The 13400-nt window shown below is 59.3% G+C and carries 17 protein-coding genes; all 17 read right to left on the bottom strand.

Annotated features, from left to right (window positions below; all coding sequences use genetic code 11):
- Positions 1-2 precede the first annotated feature (2 nt).
- Positions 3-881: a DUF2460 domain-containing protein gene (locus tag AAFM31_RS03580; RefSeq protein ID WP_341706538.1), complete on the bottom strand. Its 879-nt coding sequence runs from the start codon at positions 879-881 to the stop codon at positions 3-5.
- On the bottom strand, positions 881-2950 hold the full coding sequence (locus tag AAFM31_RS03575) for a hypothetical protein (RefSeq protein ID WP_341706537.1): 2070 nt from the start codon (positions 2948-2950) through the stop codon (positions 881-883). The genes AAFM31_RS03580 and AAFM31_RS03575 overlap by 1 nt, the downstream gene beginning before the upstream one ends.
- Before the next feature lie 318 nt (positions 2951-3268).
- A complete protein-coding gene (locus AAFM31_RS03570) occupies positions 3269-3856 on the bottom strand; it encodes a hypothetical protein (protein ID WP_341706536.1) in 588 nt (195 codons plus the stop codon).
- Between the two features lie 359 nt (positions 3857-4215).
- Complete coding sequence (locus AAFM31_RS03565) at positions 4216-4566, bottom strand: phage tail assembly chaperone family protein, TAC (protein ID WP_341706535.1); 351 nt, start codon at positions 4564-4566, stop codon at positions 4216-4218.
- On the bottom strand, positions 4563-5033 hold the full coding sequence (locus AAFM31_RS03560) for a phage tail tube protein (protein WP_341706534.1): 471 nt from the start codon (positions 5031-5033) through the stop codon (positions 4563-4565). Before AAFM31_RS03560 ends, AAFM31_RS03565 begins: the two co-directional genes overlap by 4 nt.
- Before the next feature lie 73 nt (positions 5034-5106).
- The gene (locus AAFM31_RS03555; protein ID WP_341706533.1) at positions 5107-5472 is read right to left on the bottom strand and encodes a DUF3168 domain-containing protein; all 366 of its coding nucleotides are present in this window, start codon (positions 5470-5472) and stop codon (positions 5107-5109) included.
- A 2-nt stretch (positions 5473-5474) separates the two neighbouring features.
- Positions 5475-5969: an HK97-gp10 family putative phage morphogenesis protein gene (locus AAFM31_RS03550; protein ID WP_341706532.1), complete on the bottom strand. Its 495-nt coding sequence runs from the start codon at positions 5967-5969 to the stop codon at positions 5475-5477.
- Entirely contained in the window at positions 5962-6756 is a 795-nt protein-coding gene (locus AAFM31_RS03545) for a hypothetical protein (RefSeq protein WP_341706531.1), read from the bottom strand. The genes AAFM31_RS03550 and AAFM31_RS03545 overlap by 8 nt, the downstream gene beginning before the upstream one ends.
- Positions 6741-7319 carry a hypothetical protein gene (locus AAFM31_RS03540; protein ID WP_341706530.1) on the bottom strand — a complete coding sequence of 193 codons (579 nt, stop codon included), beginning with the start codon at positions 7317-7319 and terminating at the stop codon, positions 6741-6743. The genes AAFM31_RS03545 and AAFM31_RS03540 overlap by 16 nt, the downstream gene beginning before the upstream one ends.
- Positions 7313-7852 (bottom strand): hypothetical protein, encoded by a 540-nt coding sequence (locus tag AAFM31_RS03535; protein WP_341706529.1) that lies wholly within the window; start codon positions 7850-7852, stop codon positions 7313-7315. The genes AAFM31_RS03540 and AAFM31_RS03535 overlap by 7 nt, the downstream gene beginning before the upstream one ends.
- A complete protein-coding gene (locus AAFM31_RS03530; RefSeq protein WP_341706528.1) occupies positions 7852-8193 on the bottom strand; it encodes a phage head closure protein in 342 nt (113 codons plus the stop codon). Before AAFM31_RS03530 ends, AAFM31_RS03535 begins: the two co-directional genes overlap by 1 nt.
- Before the next feature lie 8 nt (positions 8194-8201).
- Positions 8202-8576, bottom strand: coding sequence for a head-tail connector protein (locus AAFM31_RS03525; protein ID WP_341706527.1), 375 nt, complete (start codon positions 8574-8576; stop codon positions 8202-8204).
- Entirely contained in the window at positions 8573-9439 is an 867-nt protein-coding gene (locus AAFM31_RS03520; protein ID WP_341706526.1) for a phage portal protein, read from the bottom strand. The genes AAFM31_RS03525 and AAFM31_RS03520 overlap by 4 nt, the downstream gene beginning before the upstream one ends.
- Entirely contained in the window at positions 9436-10830 is a 1395-nt protein-coding gene (locus AAFM31_RS03515; protein ID WP_341706525.1) for a phage portal protein, read from the bottom strand. The genes AAFM31_RS03520 and AAFM31_RS03515 overlap by 4 nt, the downstream gene beginning before the upstream one ends.
- The gene (locus tag AAFM31_RS03510; protein ID WP_341706524.1) at positions 10823-11056 is read right to left on the bottom strand and encodes a hypothetical protein; all 234 of its coding nucleotides are present in this window, start codon (positions 11054-11056) and stop codon (positions 10823-10825) included. Before AAFM31_RS03510 ends, AAFM31_RS03515 begins: the two co-directional genes overlap by 8 nt.
- A gap of 2 nt (positions 11057-11058) precedes the next feature.
- Positions 11059-11361 (bottom strand): E3 binding domain-containing protein, encoded by a 303-nt coding sequence (locus AAFM31_RS03505; protein WP_341706523.1) that lies wholly within the window; start codon positions 11359-11361, stop codon positions 11059-11061.
- A gap of 58 nt (positions 11362-11419) precedes the next feature.
- Positions 11420-13396, bottom strand: a complete 1977-nt coding sequence (locus AAFM31_RS03500; RefSeq protein WP_341706522.1) for a phage major capsid protein — start codon at positions 13394-13396, stop codon at positions 11420-11422.
- Positions 13397-13400: the final 4 nt, after the last annotated feature.

Below are 13400 nucleotides of genomic sequence, written 5' to 3'. Positions count from 1 at the left end.
TATCAGGGGTCGAGCAACTCGATCAGGCGCAGGCCTGAGACTTCACGGTGACGCGGGTCCAGCGCTGTAACGTCGAAGGTTGAATCGAACGCACAAGGGATATCGAACTCACAGCCACCCGAGACAACCTCGCCATCCAGCGGCCACGTTTGCACAGTGCCGCCGCTGACGTACGTCGAGAACGCAGTCGAGTCGATAGCCACGGTGATGGTGGTACTGCTTGGCTTGGCGGTTACCAGGGCGCGAAGGTTGTTAATCTGCGTCATGCCGACCACGGCGCTGATGGCGACCGACTCGCCGACCACGAAGGTATTGGTTCCGACGGTCAGCACCGCCTGCGCAGCCTGTGTAATCGCAGTGATAGCGCGCGACTTAAGCGCCGCAAGCGCTACCCGGCCGGTTGTCGCATCGACTGACCACTGACTTTCCGGCAGCTGCTGGCCAGCAACCGAGACAGCGACCTCGCCATCCACCGGCTTAAACAGCGTGCGGCGTGGGCGACCGATATCCGGCAGCGCGGGCTTGTCTCGCCCGTACTCCTTCACCAGCTGATACACGCCATCGCTCACAACATCCAGCGTGCAGTCAGTCGCACTGTAGGCGCTGCGGCCATCCAGCGCGGTGGTGAAGTCGTCCCAGCTCTTGACCCGGAACCCAGCAAAACCACCGTAGGAGCGGTGATACAGGCTAGCCACGGAGTCAGCCAGCTCGCTGTTGCGCTTGATGTACCCGACATCAAACTCACGGTACGGCTTGCCGTTGATCAGCCACACATACCGCGCGCCGCCCTGGGTGATGCTGGGCTGCAGCATGTAGCTGTCGGACGCCTCTGCACCGATGCGCATGCACACGTCCAACCGCTCTTCAAGGAACGCACCCATCAAATGTATCTCCGCGATTGTGCAGCACCTTGAGCAACAGCTCGGCGAACGCTGGCCCCTGCCTTGCGGGCTTCCCGTGCATCACGAATGCCCGGCAGGCTGATCGAGTAGCTGTCGCCTCCACTCCGGCCACCGCCAGCGCGATCGCTGCGAATGTCTTCAAGCACCCGGTCCAGCTTGGCGCTGGTCTCGGCGGTGGTGACGCGCTCGCCCTTTTCCAGCAGCCAGGTGCCGGTCTGGGGCACGCTGTCGATGCCGTCGTGGGCCATGCCAATTGCGCTGATGTTGCCAACTATGCTCGCCGTAGCAGCGGCAACGGAGGCCATGGCGGCAAGGTTGGCGGGGAACGGATTAGCTGCAGCCATCGCAATGCCTGTCTGAATGGAAACCAACGACTGCGCAATTGCTGCGGCCTTTTGCACCGCAAACATCGCTCGGTATAGGGAAGACTGCTCGCCGGCGTATACCTTGGCCATTTCAGACAGATCGCCAAAGATGCTCTCTGTGGCAGACAAAGACGCCAGTTGACGCGCTTGCTCGATTTGCGCAAGCCGGTCTTCGTGCTCTTGCTTCAGCGCCAGCTCCTGCTCATCCCACTGGGCTGTCAGATCGGATCGATCAGAGCGGTACTGGTCGAGCATATCCAGCTGCGCTTGATACCATTTCTCCAGCTCTTTTTCTGCGTCATTAATCTTGCTGAGCTCGCCAAAGGCGCCGCCAACTTCTGGCGCCAGCCCCGAGAATGATGGCGCATCTGGAAAAGCTTGATCAGCTATCCTCGAAACCATCTTCTGATACTCGTCGCTGCTGATGCGATACGCATCAGACATGGCATCTAGAACAGCTATTCGATCGTGGAATGTGTCCGTAAGCCGCTCTTCATCAGTGCGCAGCTCTTTAACTAGCGCAAGGTATTCCTTCTGCTGCTCTTCTGCTCGCTCAAACCCAGAGACAAGCCCGATCAAAGACCGAGCGTAGTCAATCTGCGACTCCGTCGCCCCCTTCACCTGAAGGTCGTAAACCTTTATCTCGTCGGCGCCCATGCCCCACGTAATTGCCGCCCGCTCCAGAGCACTGAGGTCAGACAATATTGACTCTGCAGCCTTTGCGGCAGCCTTCGCCGCCTCTTCACTATCATCAGCAATGTCATCGAAAACACCGCCGGTTGAATGAGCAAGCTCGCGCCCTTGGACTACCGCTTTCGCCGCTTCGTCGCCAGCCTCCATGGCGTTCTGGATAAACCGCTCGAACTTCTCGCCCGCCAGCGGCTCAAGCAACGACTGTTGGATGCTGGCCATCGCCTCGGCAGCAACGCCTTTCGCCACCCTGGCAGATGCCCTCATCGACTCCACATTCACCGACAGATCAATGCCGGGAATACTATCGATGATGTCCATGATCTCAGCACCAATGGTGTTGACCCAGAACTCAGCAGTCGCGAAGGTGCCAACAATCGTATCGGCGGCAATGCTGAATCCGCGCGATACACCGTCGGCAGCACTTATCACAAAGCCAATGGCTGGCACTGCTGAATCCACAACGTCATCGACTACTTGCCCGAGCCCGCCTGCCTCTTCAGCGCTACGCAGGAACTCGTCACCAATAGCCTTGAGGATTGGCGCCAGCTTGACGGTAAGCTGCTTACCAACGCCATCAGTCAGCAACCCCATAGTGCTCATGGCGTCGTTCGCCATCTCAACCTTGGCGGCATCTACATCGGAGAGATTCAGCCCGAAAATCTCAACCTGCCTTGCGGCTTCTGCGATGGTGCCTGGGTCTAGCTGCTGCATCGCGGCGGCGTTGCGGGAACCGAAAATATCAGCAGCCACTGCGCCACGCTCGGACGCTTGCACGTTGTCGATCAGAGCCTGATTGATAACCGCAATGCGCTCGTCCAGCGGGAGGTCGTAAATCTCTTGGGCGCTAACTCCAAGCCGGTCGAACGCCTTTGCTTGAGCATCAACACCCTGAATAGCCTTGCCAATGTTGGTGTTGAGCGTACGGCCAGCCGTTTCGATCTTCTCAAAACCGACACCGCCAAGTTCGCCGGCGCGGCGCAGGTTCGCCATGCTCTCGTAGGTGGTATCGAGCTGCTGCGCCGTTTTGGCCTGCTGATCAATCAGCTCGCGCTCACGCTGTATCATCAGCAATAGGCCAGCGGCTGCGGCAGTAGCGCCAGCAGCAATACCGATACCCACCGCCTTGCCGGCCTTTGCCATCTGCTCTGTGTTCTTCTTGGTCTGGCGAGCGGCCTTGTCCATTGGGCCGGTAAAGCCGCCTGTCTTGGCAATAAGGTCGAGCGTCAAAGTACCCAGGCTTTTACTGGCCATACTTTTCTCCTGACGTAAAAAAACCCGCCTCAGCGGGTTTTGATAAAATCTGCGGCGCTACGGCGCAGAAAGGCAACTCTCGATCTCGTCCGTCACGCGAACGAGTGCCTGGACGGCGAGATCTGGATTGGCGCCAGCCCACGAACCAATTGGCCCATAACCTGTATTGGCCGCGGCTCCACTATCCAGTTGAGCTTGAGCCAGATCAGAAAAACGGTACTGTCTCAGACTTCCAGCTTGCTTTGCGCTCAACTTGAAACGAACTGACCGAGTGACGAGAGAGGATGCTTGGTAGCGCTCCGATCCGCTAGCAACCACGGCATTATTGTCAGGCGACACATACTCCAGCACCTGTCCGCCGCCTGTCTGCACCGACTTTTCGACACGGTAGTAATTCCCCGTGTAAGCACCGAAGAAGCTGTTGCTGGAGTCGGTCAGCGTCTCGCCACTGTTGCCAACCACAGCGGCAACGCACATAGCAAGGTTTCCCGACCCACCGCTCCTCTCAAACGAAACGGCATTCACCGACTCTGCCGAAGCCCAAGGCAAATAATCGACCTCATATTGATTGAGAACCGGCATGCGCGAAGATGCACACCCGGCAATCATTGAGGCCATTGACACCACGATCATGAATTTTCGCACACCCATTCCTCCCTGATAGACAGGGAGGAATGTAGCACCGGGTCAGTGGAGTGCCAAATCAGCCCCGCCCTATTTCCAAGCCTCCTGGGCCTGCTCCAACGTCAACGGAGGCTCTTCCATGTTCGGCATAAAGTCGAAAATGGAGTATCCACCATGCTTGCTGTTCGCATTCGCATACATCATTGCGAGCAGTGCCGACCCGCGCTCCACTCGCAAGCCAAGATTAAAGCCGCCGCGCAACCTGCGATACCGCATCCACTGCAGCGCCTCCTGATAGCCGAGTCGCTGCTTGGCCTCAGCGATGGTCGTGCCCCCAACCCCGCACAGGACGAGTTCATGCCAGAACTCATCCAGCTCGCTCAGCTCTTCGTCTTTCCCGCGCCGTTCACCTCGCCCATGACGCGCATCAACTCCATCACGAGCCCGTGACTCAATGGCCCGCGCTCCGGATCTGCTTCGCCAGTGATATCGTCCGGTGAAAAGATCTCCCTGCCCTCTGCATCACAAATGCTTGATGCAATTCGGCCTGCGAGCGGGTCAGACTCACAGCGTTTTGATGCAATATCAGAGACGACTGACTCGTACCCAGCCCTGCGAACGTACACGGTCGAGGTGAACTCCTCATCACCGATCTTCCATGTAATGTCCTTGGCCACAGGGGCGCCGGTGAAGGCGCCCGCTGCTTTCAGACTCTCAATGGTCAGATTCATACTTTCTTGATCCAAGCGGAGCCGCCAGAGCGCTGAATGGTCACGGTGGAGGTGACGACAGCGTTCTGCTGGAAATCAAACGGGAAGTCGCTGATGTAGCCCTGATACGTGAACCAGGTGCGAGTTTCTGGCAGAACGAAATCGCCAGCGCTGTCGACAGTCGGCACAGCAGTGCCGTCGGACCAACCAACCACCCACTTGAGCTCGGGCGGCGGATTGGTTTCGCTCAGTTCGTGCATGCGCATGTGAGAGGCGTTTTCAGGGTCAGCATTGAGCCCGATAGTTGCTTGGCCTGGCGTGCGCAGGCCCGCCTTGTAGGTCCGGTCGAATGACTCCAAGCAGGTGTCTTCGATCTGATCAGACGGCGCGCCGCCCGGGTTAAAGCTGGTTGCGCACTGAACGGCTACGACAGAGTCGTCATCTGGATCGATGAAGAAAATCTGCGTGCCCTGGGTGAGCTTGCTCATGTGTGTCACTCCTGTTGCGGGTTTTCAGGCAATAAAAAACCCGCACATGGCGGGTTGTTTGGGGTTGCTCGTTTTAGCGACTGACGAACCAGTCCACGCTGAATGTGAAGCGGTAGCGCCTTGTCGTCGGTTCACGGCTTTCGCCGCCCCAGCTGACGATGTGGGCGTGCGGCTCGATAGCGTCGCGCAGGGCTTCAGCTGCAGCGCGAACGCTATCGGCAGTGCTGCCGTATACGTCGACCTGCAGGGTGAAGCCGTCCATGTCTGGAACTTCGTTGATGAAGTTTTCAGGGGAGCCAGATACCGTTTGCCACACGGCGTATGGCAAGCCCACACCCTCCGGCGACTCACCAAACGGGAACAGCCGTACCGGGGCTGTGCCAAGCGCGGCAGTAACTCCTGCGCTGGCCGCGCAGACTGCAAAGATTGGGGCGAACATGCTCACTTGATACCTGCCTTCTTCTTCGCGGCCTTGATGGCTCTGGTCATCTTCTTGTCGTACTGGGTTGCGAACTCACTGATAGCCGCACTGATGTTGTCGGCCAAGGCTCGGCGCAGGAACGGCGTTGCCGGTACCGTCTCGGTGCCGAACTCTTTGTAGCGCCAGTGGCGAGTATCTTTGCCCGGCAGGCCATCGAGGGATGCAGACGAAGCGTTGCCGCCAGCTCCACCCATAACCCCCACGCGAAACATCAGATCGCCGCGCTGTTTGAATGCGCGCCCCGACCACCGCTCAACGATGTTCCGTTCAATGTTCGCGGCCGTCTCTGGGTCATCCAGTGACGCAGCATTCTGCCGGGCGCGATCGCGCACCAACTGAGCAGCCTTGCGCAAAGCGAAGCGACCGCCCTTCAGCTTGAGGTCTGTTTCGATGGCCTCGAACTTGCCAAGCACCTCGGCCAGGCCATCGACATTCACCGAAACAGACTCACTCATAGCCGACCAGCCCCTTGAGCGCCGCGCCGCTTTCGATCTCAGACAGCGTCCACTGCTTCCACGCCAGTTCAGCCGCCCAGCGCTCTCGCTCCGGCTTCAGCAGCTCGCCAACCTTATGGCCTGTCACATCCCAGGCCATGGCGCCCTGGTCCATCGTCACGGCTGGCACGCCTGCGAGTACGGCGTCTACGGCAGAGTTGCTATTGAAAGTGATTGCAGCAGCAGCACCGGCCAAGTCTTCCTCGAGGGTGCAGCGGGAATTGACCGCATTGCGCAACTGCTGCTTGATGCCCTTGCGTTCGGTTTGCGGATGCGGACGAAAGCGCACAGGCAGGCCGTATGCGGCCGCGGCGCGCTCGGCTGTCTGCTCATACCAAGGCATGAGGTCACGACCCTGCAGGCTGGCATCGCCAGGCACCTGCCCCAGCAAAAGCACATACTCGCCGCCGTCTTTCCACGGCTGCATGGTGAAGTGCTCCCGGAACCGCTCTCCGCCGTCTACCGGTGCCGCGGCAAACTCACCACGGCCATTCAGTCCGTTCCAGGCAAGCGAAGACCAGGCGAAGCGATCGCCAAGATAACCACGCTCTACAACCAGTACGTCATGGCCAGCAGCGCGCAGTTTCTGGCCAATGCGCCAGCCCCAGCACGCCACGTGCTGCGTGCGTGATACCTGGCCGTGAGTCATGGTCACGTCGAAGCCAAGCGCCTCAAACCCTGCGGCCAGGGCTAACTGGTGGGCGACTTGATATTGAGCGCCGGGGCTGGCAATCAGTGTGATGTGCATACGCCGATCCCCATCTTCGAATCACTGTCGACGAACTCAACGCAACCGTCATGTTCGGCGGAGATTTCTGCCCACAGGCGAGGAACCTCAACGGGATTGCCGTGCACCTTCTCGGCCATGCCCTGCCCCACGATGTCGTGGAATGCGACCAGGTCAGCCAATGGTGCATAGTTCAGCCAATCCGCCTTGGCGCCGCGGTAGGTATGGTCACCGTCGATCAGCGCCGCATCAAACCTTCCCAGCCCCCTGATCTTTTCGATGATGCCCTGCGAAGTGCTGTCACCCAGCACCACGTCGATCACATAGCCTTTGGCGCGCAGATCGTCAGCCACCGCCAGCAGCGTCTGCTCTGTGCGGCGTTTACCCCAGAGCCCGCCGGGAAGATCGACCGCGCAGCCATAGCTGCCTGCAGGCAGGCTGGTCATCACTTCGTGGAAAGTGTCGCCATGCCGGCTGCCCACCTCGAGGTAGCGCGTTACACCGCGCTCATTCAGCAGCGCGATAAAGCTGCGCAGCTCGTATTCGTTCTGCGATGGGGCGCGACCGGAAAAGGTTTTCAGCACAGTGCTTGCTCCAAAGTCTGCCGAGGGAAGCAGCTCAGCGCTGTTTCCCTGCTGCAGTTGATGATTTCTGTTTGCTTGCGGTCGAGCGCCGCAAATTGCTGAAGCCACAGCTGACACCGGCGCTCATCCGGGTTGGCCGTGGCTTGATGGTCGCCGTGCCAGTGTGTGCCACGCTTTACAGAGCAGTCGTAGCCAAGCAGCAGAATCCTCGACGCCCCACGCGCAATGGCAAACTCAATTGCTCGGAGCCCGCTGTTGTGTGGCGCGTTCGGCGCACGATGGCGATTGATACCGTACTTTGTGTCCGCGCCCTGGTAGCTGGACCAGCACTCTGCCGGCACATCAATGAGGTGCTGATTGTTATCCCACCACCCCGGGTCGGCGGCGTAGATCACCGAGGCGAACCGCGCGAGCTGCCACGAGCTGTTGACCGCAATTGTCGGCAGACCTGCGGACTCGACCCTCGCGCAATCAGCGGCATGAAGCGACGGGCCGCTGGCGATGCAGCAGACCGTCATTCCCTGCCACATCATCAGCCCTCATTAACCCCAAGGCTGCAGGGAGCGGTTACATAGTTCAGCCCGCTGTCCGGATCCGGCAGAAAGCCTTCCGGATTGTAGATTTGGCCGTTGTGCACGATCCGCATGGTGGCCACCAACCCCGCGCGATGCCGCAGGGTAATGCGAGCCACAATCTCTGACTGATGGGCGCTCGCGGCGATAAAGTCCCTGACGCTGAGGGGGTCGACAGCTGCGGGCACTTTGCTCCACACCGTTACCCAGCCATCAACCATGGCGCCCGAATCGGGGTCTTGAAGTTGACCGCGCTGCTGAATGTCGACCCGGTGACGCAGCCGGCCTGCCTTGATACCCATAGGTCACCTCAAGCCAGCGCAGGGTCGCGCAGCGGATACAGCAGTGCAGTTACCGGCTTCGGCAGCATCCCTTGCTCAAACAGCGCGCCGTCGTCGTTGTCCCGGTCTTTGTAGAACATCCCTACGAGCAGCAGCACGGCCTGCTGAACCTGAGCGCGAACGATCATCTCGCCTTGGCTGTCCAGCAGATATACGGGGTCGCCATTGGTATCAAGCACAGGGTTGTCGTGCTCGTCACGCTCGACTTCGTAAGGCGATGCCGACTTCAAGTAGCCCTTCACTGCGCTGGATGCCGAAGCAACGTAGCCGGCGATCAGGATGTCGTCTTCGTCATGATCCATTTCGACCTGACGCTTGGCCTGTTCGGTTGTGACGTAGTTCATCTGAGTTTCACCGGCGCTGTTTTGTCGATCCCGTCGCGTCCATCCTTGCCGTCACGCCCGCGCTTAGCAGTCAATGTCCAAGCTTTGCATCCCGGCTCACCGGGTTTCTTGTCGGTTGGCTCATTGCAATGCCATAGACTCCCACCGAAGGTAACCATGTCGCCGGGATGATGCATGCCGGGCGTGAAGACGCCGCGATAGATCATGGCTGGCAGCTCAAGCTGTTTGGTAGTTTTGTTACCCGTGGCGTCAGTAACAGAAACCTCGAAACCACGCTCACTGAACGTGATGATCTCCGTTGAAGCCCAGCCATTGACGATGCACTCCCAGCCGTCCATGCCGTGCGTTTTGCGGCGTGCGATCCAGATCCCGCCGTTATGGCTAGCGAAAGTTCCTTTGCAATAGCTGCGCTCTTCGTTGATTGCCGGCAGAACGTCGATCTCCAGTGCGTCACGCCCGTCTACGCCGTCCTTGCCGTCTTTGCCATCAACCCCGTCCTTCGGCTCGCGAACGGACTGCATTGCGCGCGTAACCGCCTCGGCTACCATGCGTTCCACCTCTTCCAGTGGGACGCTGGTACCGTCCTTTCCGTTCTCGCCGTCCTTACCATCCCTGCCGTCTTTGGCCGCAGGAAGGGCTGCAACAGCATCAGCCAGCATCTGTTTGATGACGTCAGAGTCGGTATCCTTGCCCTGTTCCGGCGCGGGGATCAGAGCCGCGGCCTGCTGTGCAATGGCTTCGAGATCAGGGCGTTCGGCAAGGGCTCGTTCCAGTGACGCCATGCGCGACTCAATTTTCGCCGCGATTTCTTTCACTCGGCGGCCAACGGCTTCGGCAAATGCATCCGGGTCGAAATCCGTCATTCCAAAGCCCTCTCAAATCGGTTGATGGCTCTCAATGTGTTTATCTCGCCCCTCATTGACTTCATTTCTTCGTCACGAGCGGTATCGTCAGCGCCGCCGCTTGAACCCTCTTCAGATGGCTCCACTGAAGGTGAGCTAGGCGGCTTGAACGGATCTTCCTGTGCATCACGGCGGGCCAGAGCAGCCAAGCTATAGTTCTGCTGCTGAAGGTATGGCGTTTCCCCGCCTGCAACTGGCGGCTGGTTAAGTCGCTTTCGGGCTTCGTTTGGCGCGGTAATACCCGCAGCGACCCCCTCTTTCAGCGTATTAATCAAGGTTGAGCTATCCATTCGGAACAAGACATCAAGGTCTAGCGCAACCCCGGCGCCCTGCTCAAACTCCAACCCCTCGTCAAGGCAGAGCTCCATGCTCTCAATCAGCGACTGCAGGCACTGGCTGTAGTAGTCCTTGTTCTGCGCGTCGATGTTGTTATAGGTCGGCATTGTGCCCACGCCGATCTTGTAGGCCGGGACGTGGAAAGTTGAACAAACCACCTCTGCCGTCCAGCGCAGTTGCTCGATAAGCTGGGCATCAACGGCAGTCATTCGCATGGGTTCAAACTTCAGGCCATCACCCAGCACGGCAACCTTGCCGGCGTTGCTGCCGGTGTAGTTCGCGTCCCAGTGCTCCTTCAGGCGCTTGGCAGTGTCATCACTGATGCCCCCAGGAGCAGTAAGTACGCCGCCAGGATTTGCGCCGTTGGCGAAGAATTTGTCTGAGTCATTCTGGATCTTCATACCTTGACTTGCAGCAAGGCCTGAAGCGTACAGGGGGCTCACGCCAACCAGCGGGTGAAACAGGCAGTTCATGCGGTCGTGGATGATCTCGCTAGCAGGAACCGTGACGCTGGTCTGCTCCTGCCCGTTTAGTTCGTCCTGACCGAGCTGGTAGTAGACAGAGCCATCGCTGGAGACGAGCACCTGAACGCGCGTAGGGTCAAGCACGTAGATGGCTTTGACCACACCGTTTGATGCGCGCTCTTTCAAGCCGTATGTGTTACCCCTGAACAGCTTCGAGGTGATCCACCACTCTTTGAACTGGATGTGGTTCTGGTAGCGGTTCGGCTTGCGGAGTACAGAGTATTTTGTGTCGCTGAATTGATTCCAAATGCCATTCTTATCCTCGCGCACGGTGAGGAAGGGCATTTTTCCAATGTCTGCCGAGATCAATGTGATACAGGCATATACCGCGTGATATGCCGCAACGGTATCGGCGCACCACTCTTCGCCCTTCTGCCATGCGCCGGCGGAGGGCTCGCGAATCCACGGCCACCACCCGCCTCGGTTATCGACCGGCGCAATGTAGCTTTTCTGCTGGGCCGCGTTGCGCAACGCCGAAAATACGTTAGCCATTCGCTATGCCCCGGAAGATGACGGTCGAAAACAGCATGGAGAATGCGCCAGCAGCAATAAGCGACCAGCCATCGCCATACAGCATGTAGATCCCGCCCGATACTCCAGCTGCGCCGCTCAGTGCGAAGAGAATCAACCAAGTGAACTGCGACGAAAGGATTGATGCCACAGCCGACAGCAACGCAAGTGCAGCCCGCTTGACGCTGCGAATCAGACCCTTTCTCATGGTTATTCCTTATCGTTACCGGGTGGCGCCTGAATCAGCGCTTCGACATCCTTTTTGAGGATGCGACCGCCTTGGCCGGTAGGGGTAACGCGCGCCAAGTCGATTTTCATTTCTTCTGCGAAGCTGCGAACAGCGTCGGAGACGATGTACTCAGGCGCGCTGACTGACTGGGCCATGTCGCTCGTCAGATACTGAGCGTGACCAATAGCAACCAGCGCTTTTGCCTCTACGCTGTTTGCCATGAATTTTTTGCCGGGCAATGCTTTGCCACAGCGCTTGACCGCTTTTAGTTCAATGTTCCGCATGGATAGCTCCAGGGAAGAAAAACGGCCCGGCGAACCGGGCCGCTTTCATCGGGTGCTGTTACGCGCCCCAGTTGACGCCGCTGATCACAGCAACCGCCGACGCGCGGCGCTTCTGCCAGTTGACCCAGCGCTCCGCTCGAATGGCGACGCTGTTGGTCTGGAACATCGAGACCATGCTTGTCGCGGTACCGGAGGAGCTGTTGTTGGTGGGGTTGTCCAGCATCTGCAGAGATGCTTCGCGCGAAGCATCCACAACCACGTTACCGTCATCAGCCAGCCAGATGTCGGAGGCATTCGCCAGCACCACATAGTGGCCGGAGGTATCAGACGGAACGTACTCAGACACAATGACCGGCAGGCCTTCGAAAGAGCCGCCCAGCATGGTGAGGTCCGGGAACTCTTTCTGACCGAGCGCGTTACGCATGAGAGACAGCGAAAGCGCAGTGGTAGACGACATGATCCAAACGCCACCGGTCGGGGTGATATTGGCCGCAATGAAGGTCTGCATGGCGGCCTTCACGTCGACGCGGATCGCGTCAGCGTCCGTACCGCTGGAGACTACCGGAGTGACGCCATTGGTGATGGACGCCGGCGAGACGTTGGCCGCGGCGGTCTTGGCCGGATCAACGAAGTCAGTATCCATTCGAGCGATCAGCGCGCCGGCCAGGGAGTCGCGGACAAGGGCCTCTGCGCTCGGGTTGCTGAAGCGCATCAGCTCCTCGGTCAGCACGGCGATGTTGGCCACCTTCGCGTAGCCAAGGTAGGCATCGCTGTAGTCGAACTTGGTGAGCGGCTTTGGCGCACCCTGGCCCACCCAGTAACCCTCACCGCCGGAGGTCTGGCCGCGCACATGCACGTTGAACGGAATCGCGCGCAGCGCCGGGATGCCGTTCATGCCGAACTTTCCGAGAATCGTCTGCGGTCGCAGGAACTCGACGAAGTCGCCGGCGAACTGGTTGTACTCAACCAGCGGGAGCGCCCAGGTAGCATCGGTGGTGGTGCCAGCCGCAACGGCTGCCTTCAGCGTGGCGTGGATACGCTCAGACTGAGGGAAGCGGGTTTCGGCAATGGACTTCGCTGTGTGCAGGTCGCCCTTGGCAGCACCGAGACACATGACGTAACGGGCAAACTCGATACCCTTGGCCAGGTTCTCGTGCTTCTTGGCGGTCGCCGGAACGCGGTCGCGCATGCCGCTGCGGTCCTCAACCGGCTTAGCCTTTTCAACGCTGGTCTTGGCCAACGCCTCGAGGCGCGCCAGATGCTTGTCGATGGCCGCCACCTCATCCTGCAGGGTGTCGTACTGCTCTTCCTGCTCAGCGTCCAAGGTTTCACCAGCCTCAGCTGACTTTTCCATGATGGCAACCATTTCGGCGGCCTTGGCTTCGCGGGCTTCCTTGTAGCCCTTGATCTGCTCTTCGATATTCATAGCATTGCCCTCCCGGGGCTTCGGTGCGGTTTTGGTTTTCAATGGTGTTGCCGAAGCGCCGGCAGGTTTACCAATGCGCACAACCGGTGCCGCTTTGAGGCCTGACGCGGCCAGCAGCTCACGGTCGAACGATTTGATAGAGGTGATGGTGGCCTCGGCGTTTGCCGGGATGGTCACCAGAGATAACTCCAGCCATTCCCACTTGGTGAAGTGGATGCCGCCGTTATCCATGAAGCTGTATTCGAGCGGGCGGAAGCCGATAGAAAGGCCTCGCACCAGCTGGTGCTTGAGTGATTGCCAGGCTTCCTCAAGCCGGGCGGCAAGGCCTTGCGGCGCGTCCACCTTCGGGATGCTGCCGCGGACCTCGATGCCTGCTTTGGTAGCCTTCGCGGTCAGGATGGTCCCCACCGGTAGCATGCGGTCATGCTGCCACAGCAACGCCAGCGGCAGTTTGTACTCTGCACCGGACGGCTCGACGATGTCGTCCATCCGGTCGGTGGCTGGAGTCGATGCAATGCCGACGAACTCGCGCGCCTCGTCGTCGATCGCCTTGATAGTTACGACGCTGTGCACGCGAGTTGTGCTGGCCGCCATCTTTTCCAGATCCATTTCG

Origin of the sequence: Halopseudomonas sp., assembly GCF_038130085.1 — a bacterium.
In the GTDB taxonomy this organism is placed as follows: Bacteria; Pseudomonadota; Gammaproteobacteria; order Pseudomonadales; family Pseudomonadaceae; genus Halopseudomonas.
This window is presented reverse-complemented; position numbering and strand designations above follow the sequence as displayed.

Excerpts from the sequence above, each read along its gene's own strand:
- AAFM31_RS03580 (WP_341706538.1), bottom strand. The coding sequence starts at position 881 with ATGGGTGCGTTCCTTGAAGAGCGGTTGGACGTGTGCATGCGCATCGGT.
- AAFM31_RS03575 (WP_341706537.1), bottom strand. The coding sequence starts at position 2,950 with ATGGCGAACCTGCGCCGCGCCGGCGAACTTGGCGGTGTCGGTTTTGAG.
- AAFM31_RS03565 (WP_341706535.1), bottom strand. The coding sequence starts at position 4,566 with ATGAATCTGACCATTGAGAGTCTGAAAGCAGCGGGCGCCTTCACCGGC.
- AAFM31_RS03560 (WP_341706534.1), bottom strand. The coding sequence starts at position 5,033 with ATGAGCAAGCTCACCCAGGGCACGCAGATTTTCTTCATCGATCCAGAT.
- AAFM31_RS03555 (WP_341706533.1), bottom strand. The coding sequence starts at position 5,472 with ATGTTCGCCCCAATCTTTGCAGTCTGCGCGGCCAGCGCAGGAGTTACT.
- AAFM31_RS03550 (WP_341706532.1), bottom strand. The coding sequence starts at position 5,969 with ATGAGTGAGTCTGTTTCGGTGAATGTCGATGGCCTGGCCGAGGTGCTT.
- AAFM31_RS03545 (WP_341706531.1), bottom strand. The coding sequence starts at position 6,756 with ATGCACATCACACTGATTGCCAGCCCCGGCGCTCAATATCAAGTCGCC.
- AAFM31_RS03535 (WP_341706529.1), bottom strand. The coding sequence starts at position 7,852 with ATGATGTGGCAGGGAATGACGGTCTGCTGCATCGCCAGCGGCCCGTCG.
- AAFM31_RS03530 (WP_341706528.1), bottom strand. The coding sequence starts at position 8,193 with ATGGGTATCAAGGCAGGCCGGCTGCGTCACCGGGTCGACATTCAGCAG.
- AAFM31_RS03525 (WP_341706527.1), bottom strand. The coding sequence starts at position 8,576 with ATGAACTACGTCACAACCGAACAGGCCAAGCGTCAGGTCGAAATGGAT.
- AAFM31_RS03520 (WP_341706526.1), bottom strand. The coding sequence starts at position 9,439 with ATGACGGATTTCGACCCGGATGCATTTGCCGAAGCCGTTGGCCGCCGA.
- AAFM31_RS03515 (WP_341706525.1), bottom strand. The coding sequence starts at position 10,830 with ATGGCTAACGTATTTTCGGCGTTGCGCAACGCGGCCCAGCAGAAAAGC.
- AAFM31_RS03510 (WP_341706524.1), bottom strand. The coding sequence starts at position 11,056 with ATGAGAAAGGGTCTGATTCGCAGCGTCAAGCGGGCTGCACTTGCGTTG.
- AAFM31_RS03505 (WP_341706523.1), bottom strand. The coding sequence starts at position 11,361 with ATGCGGAACATTGAACTAAAAGCGGTCAAGCGCTGTGGCAAAGCATTG.
- AAFM31_RS03500 (WP_341706522.1), bottom strand. The coding sequence starts at position 13,396 with ATGGATCTGGAAAAGATGGCGGCCAGCACAACTCGCGTGCACAGCGTC.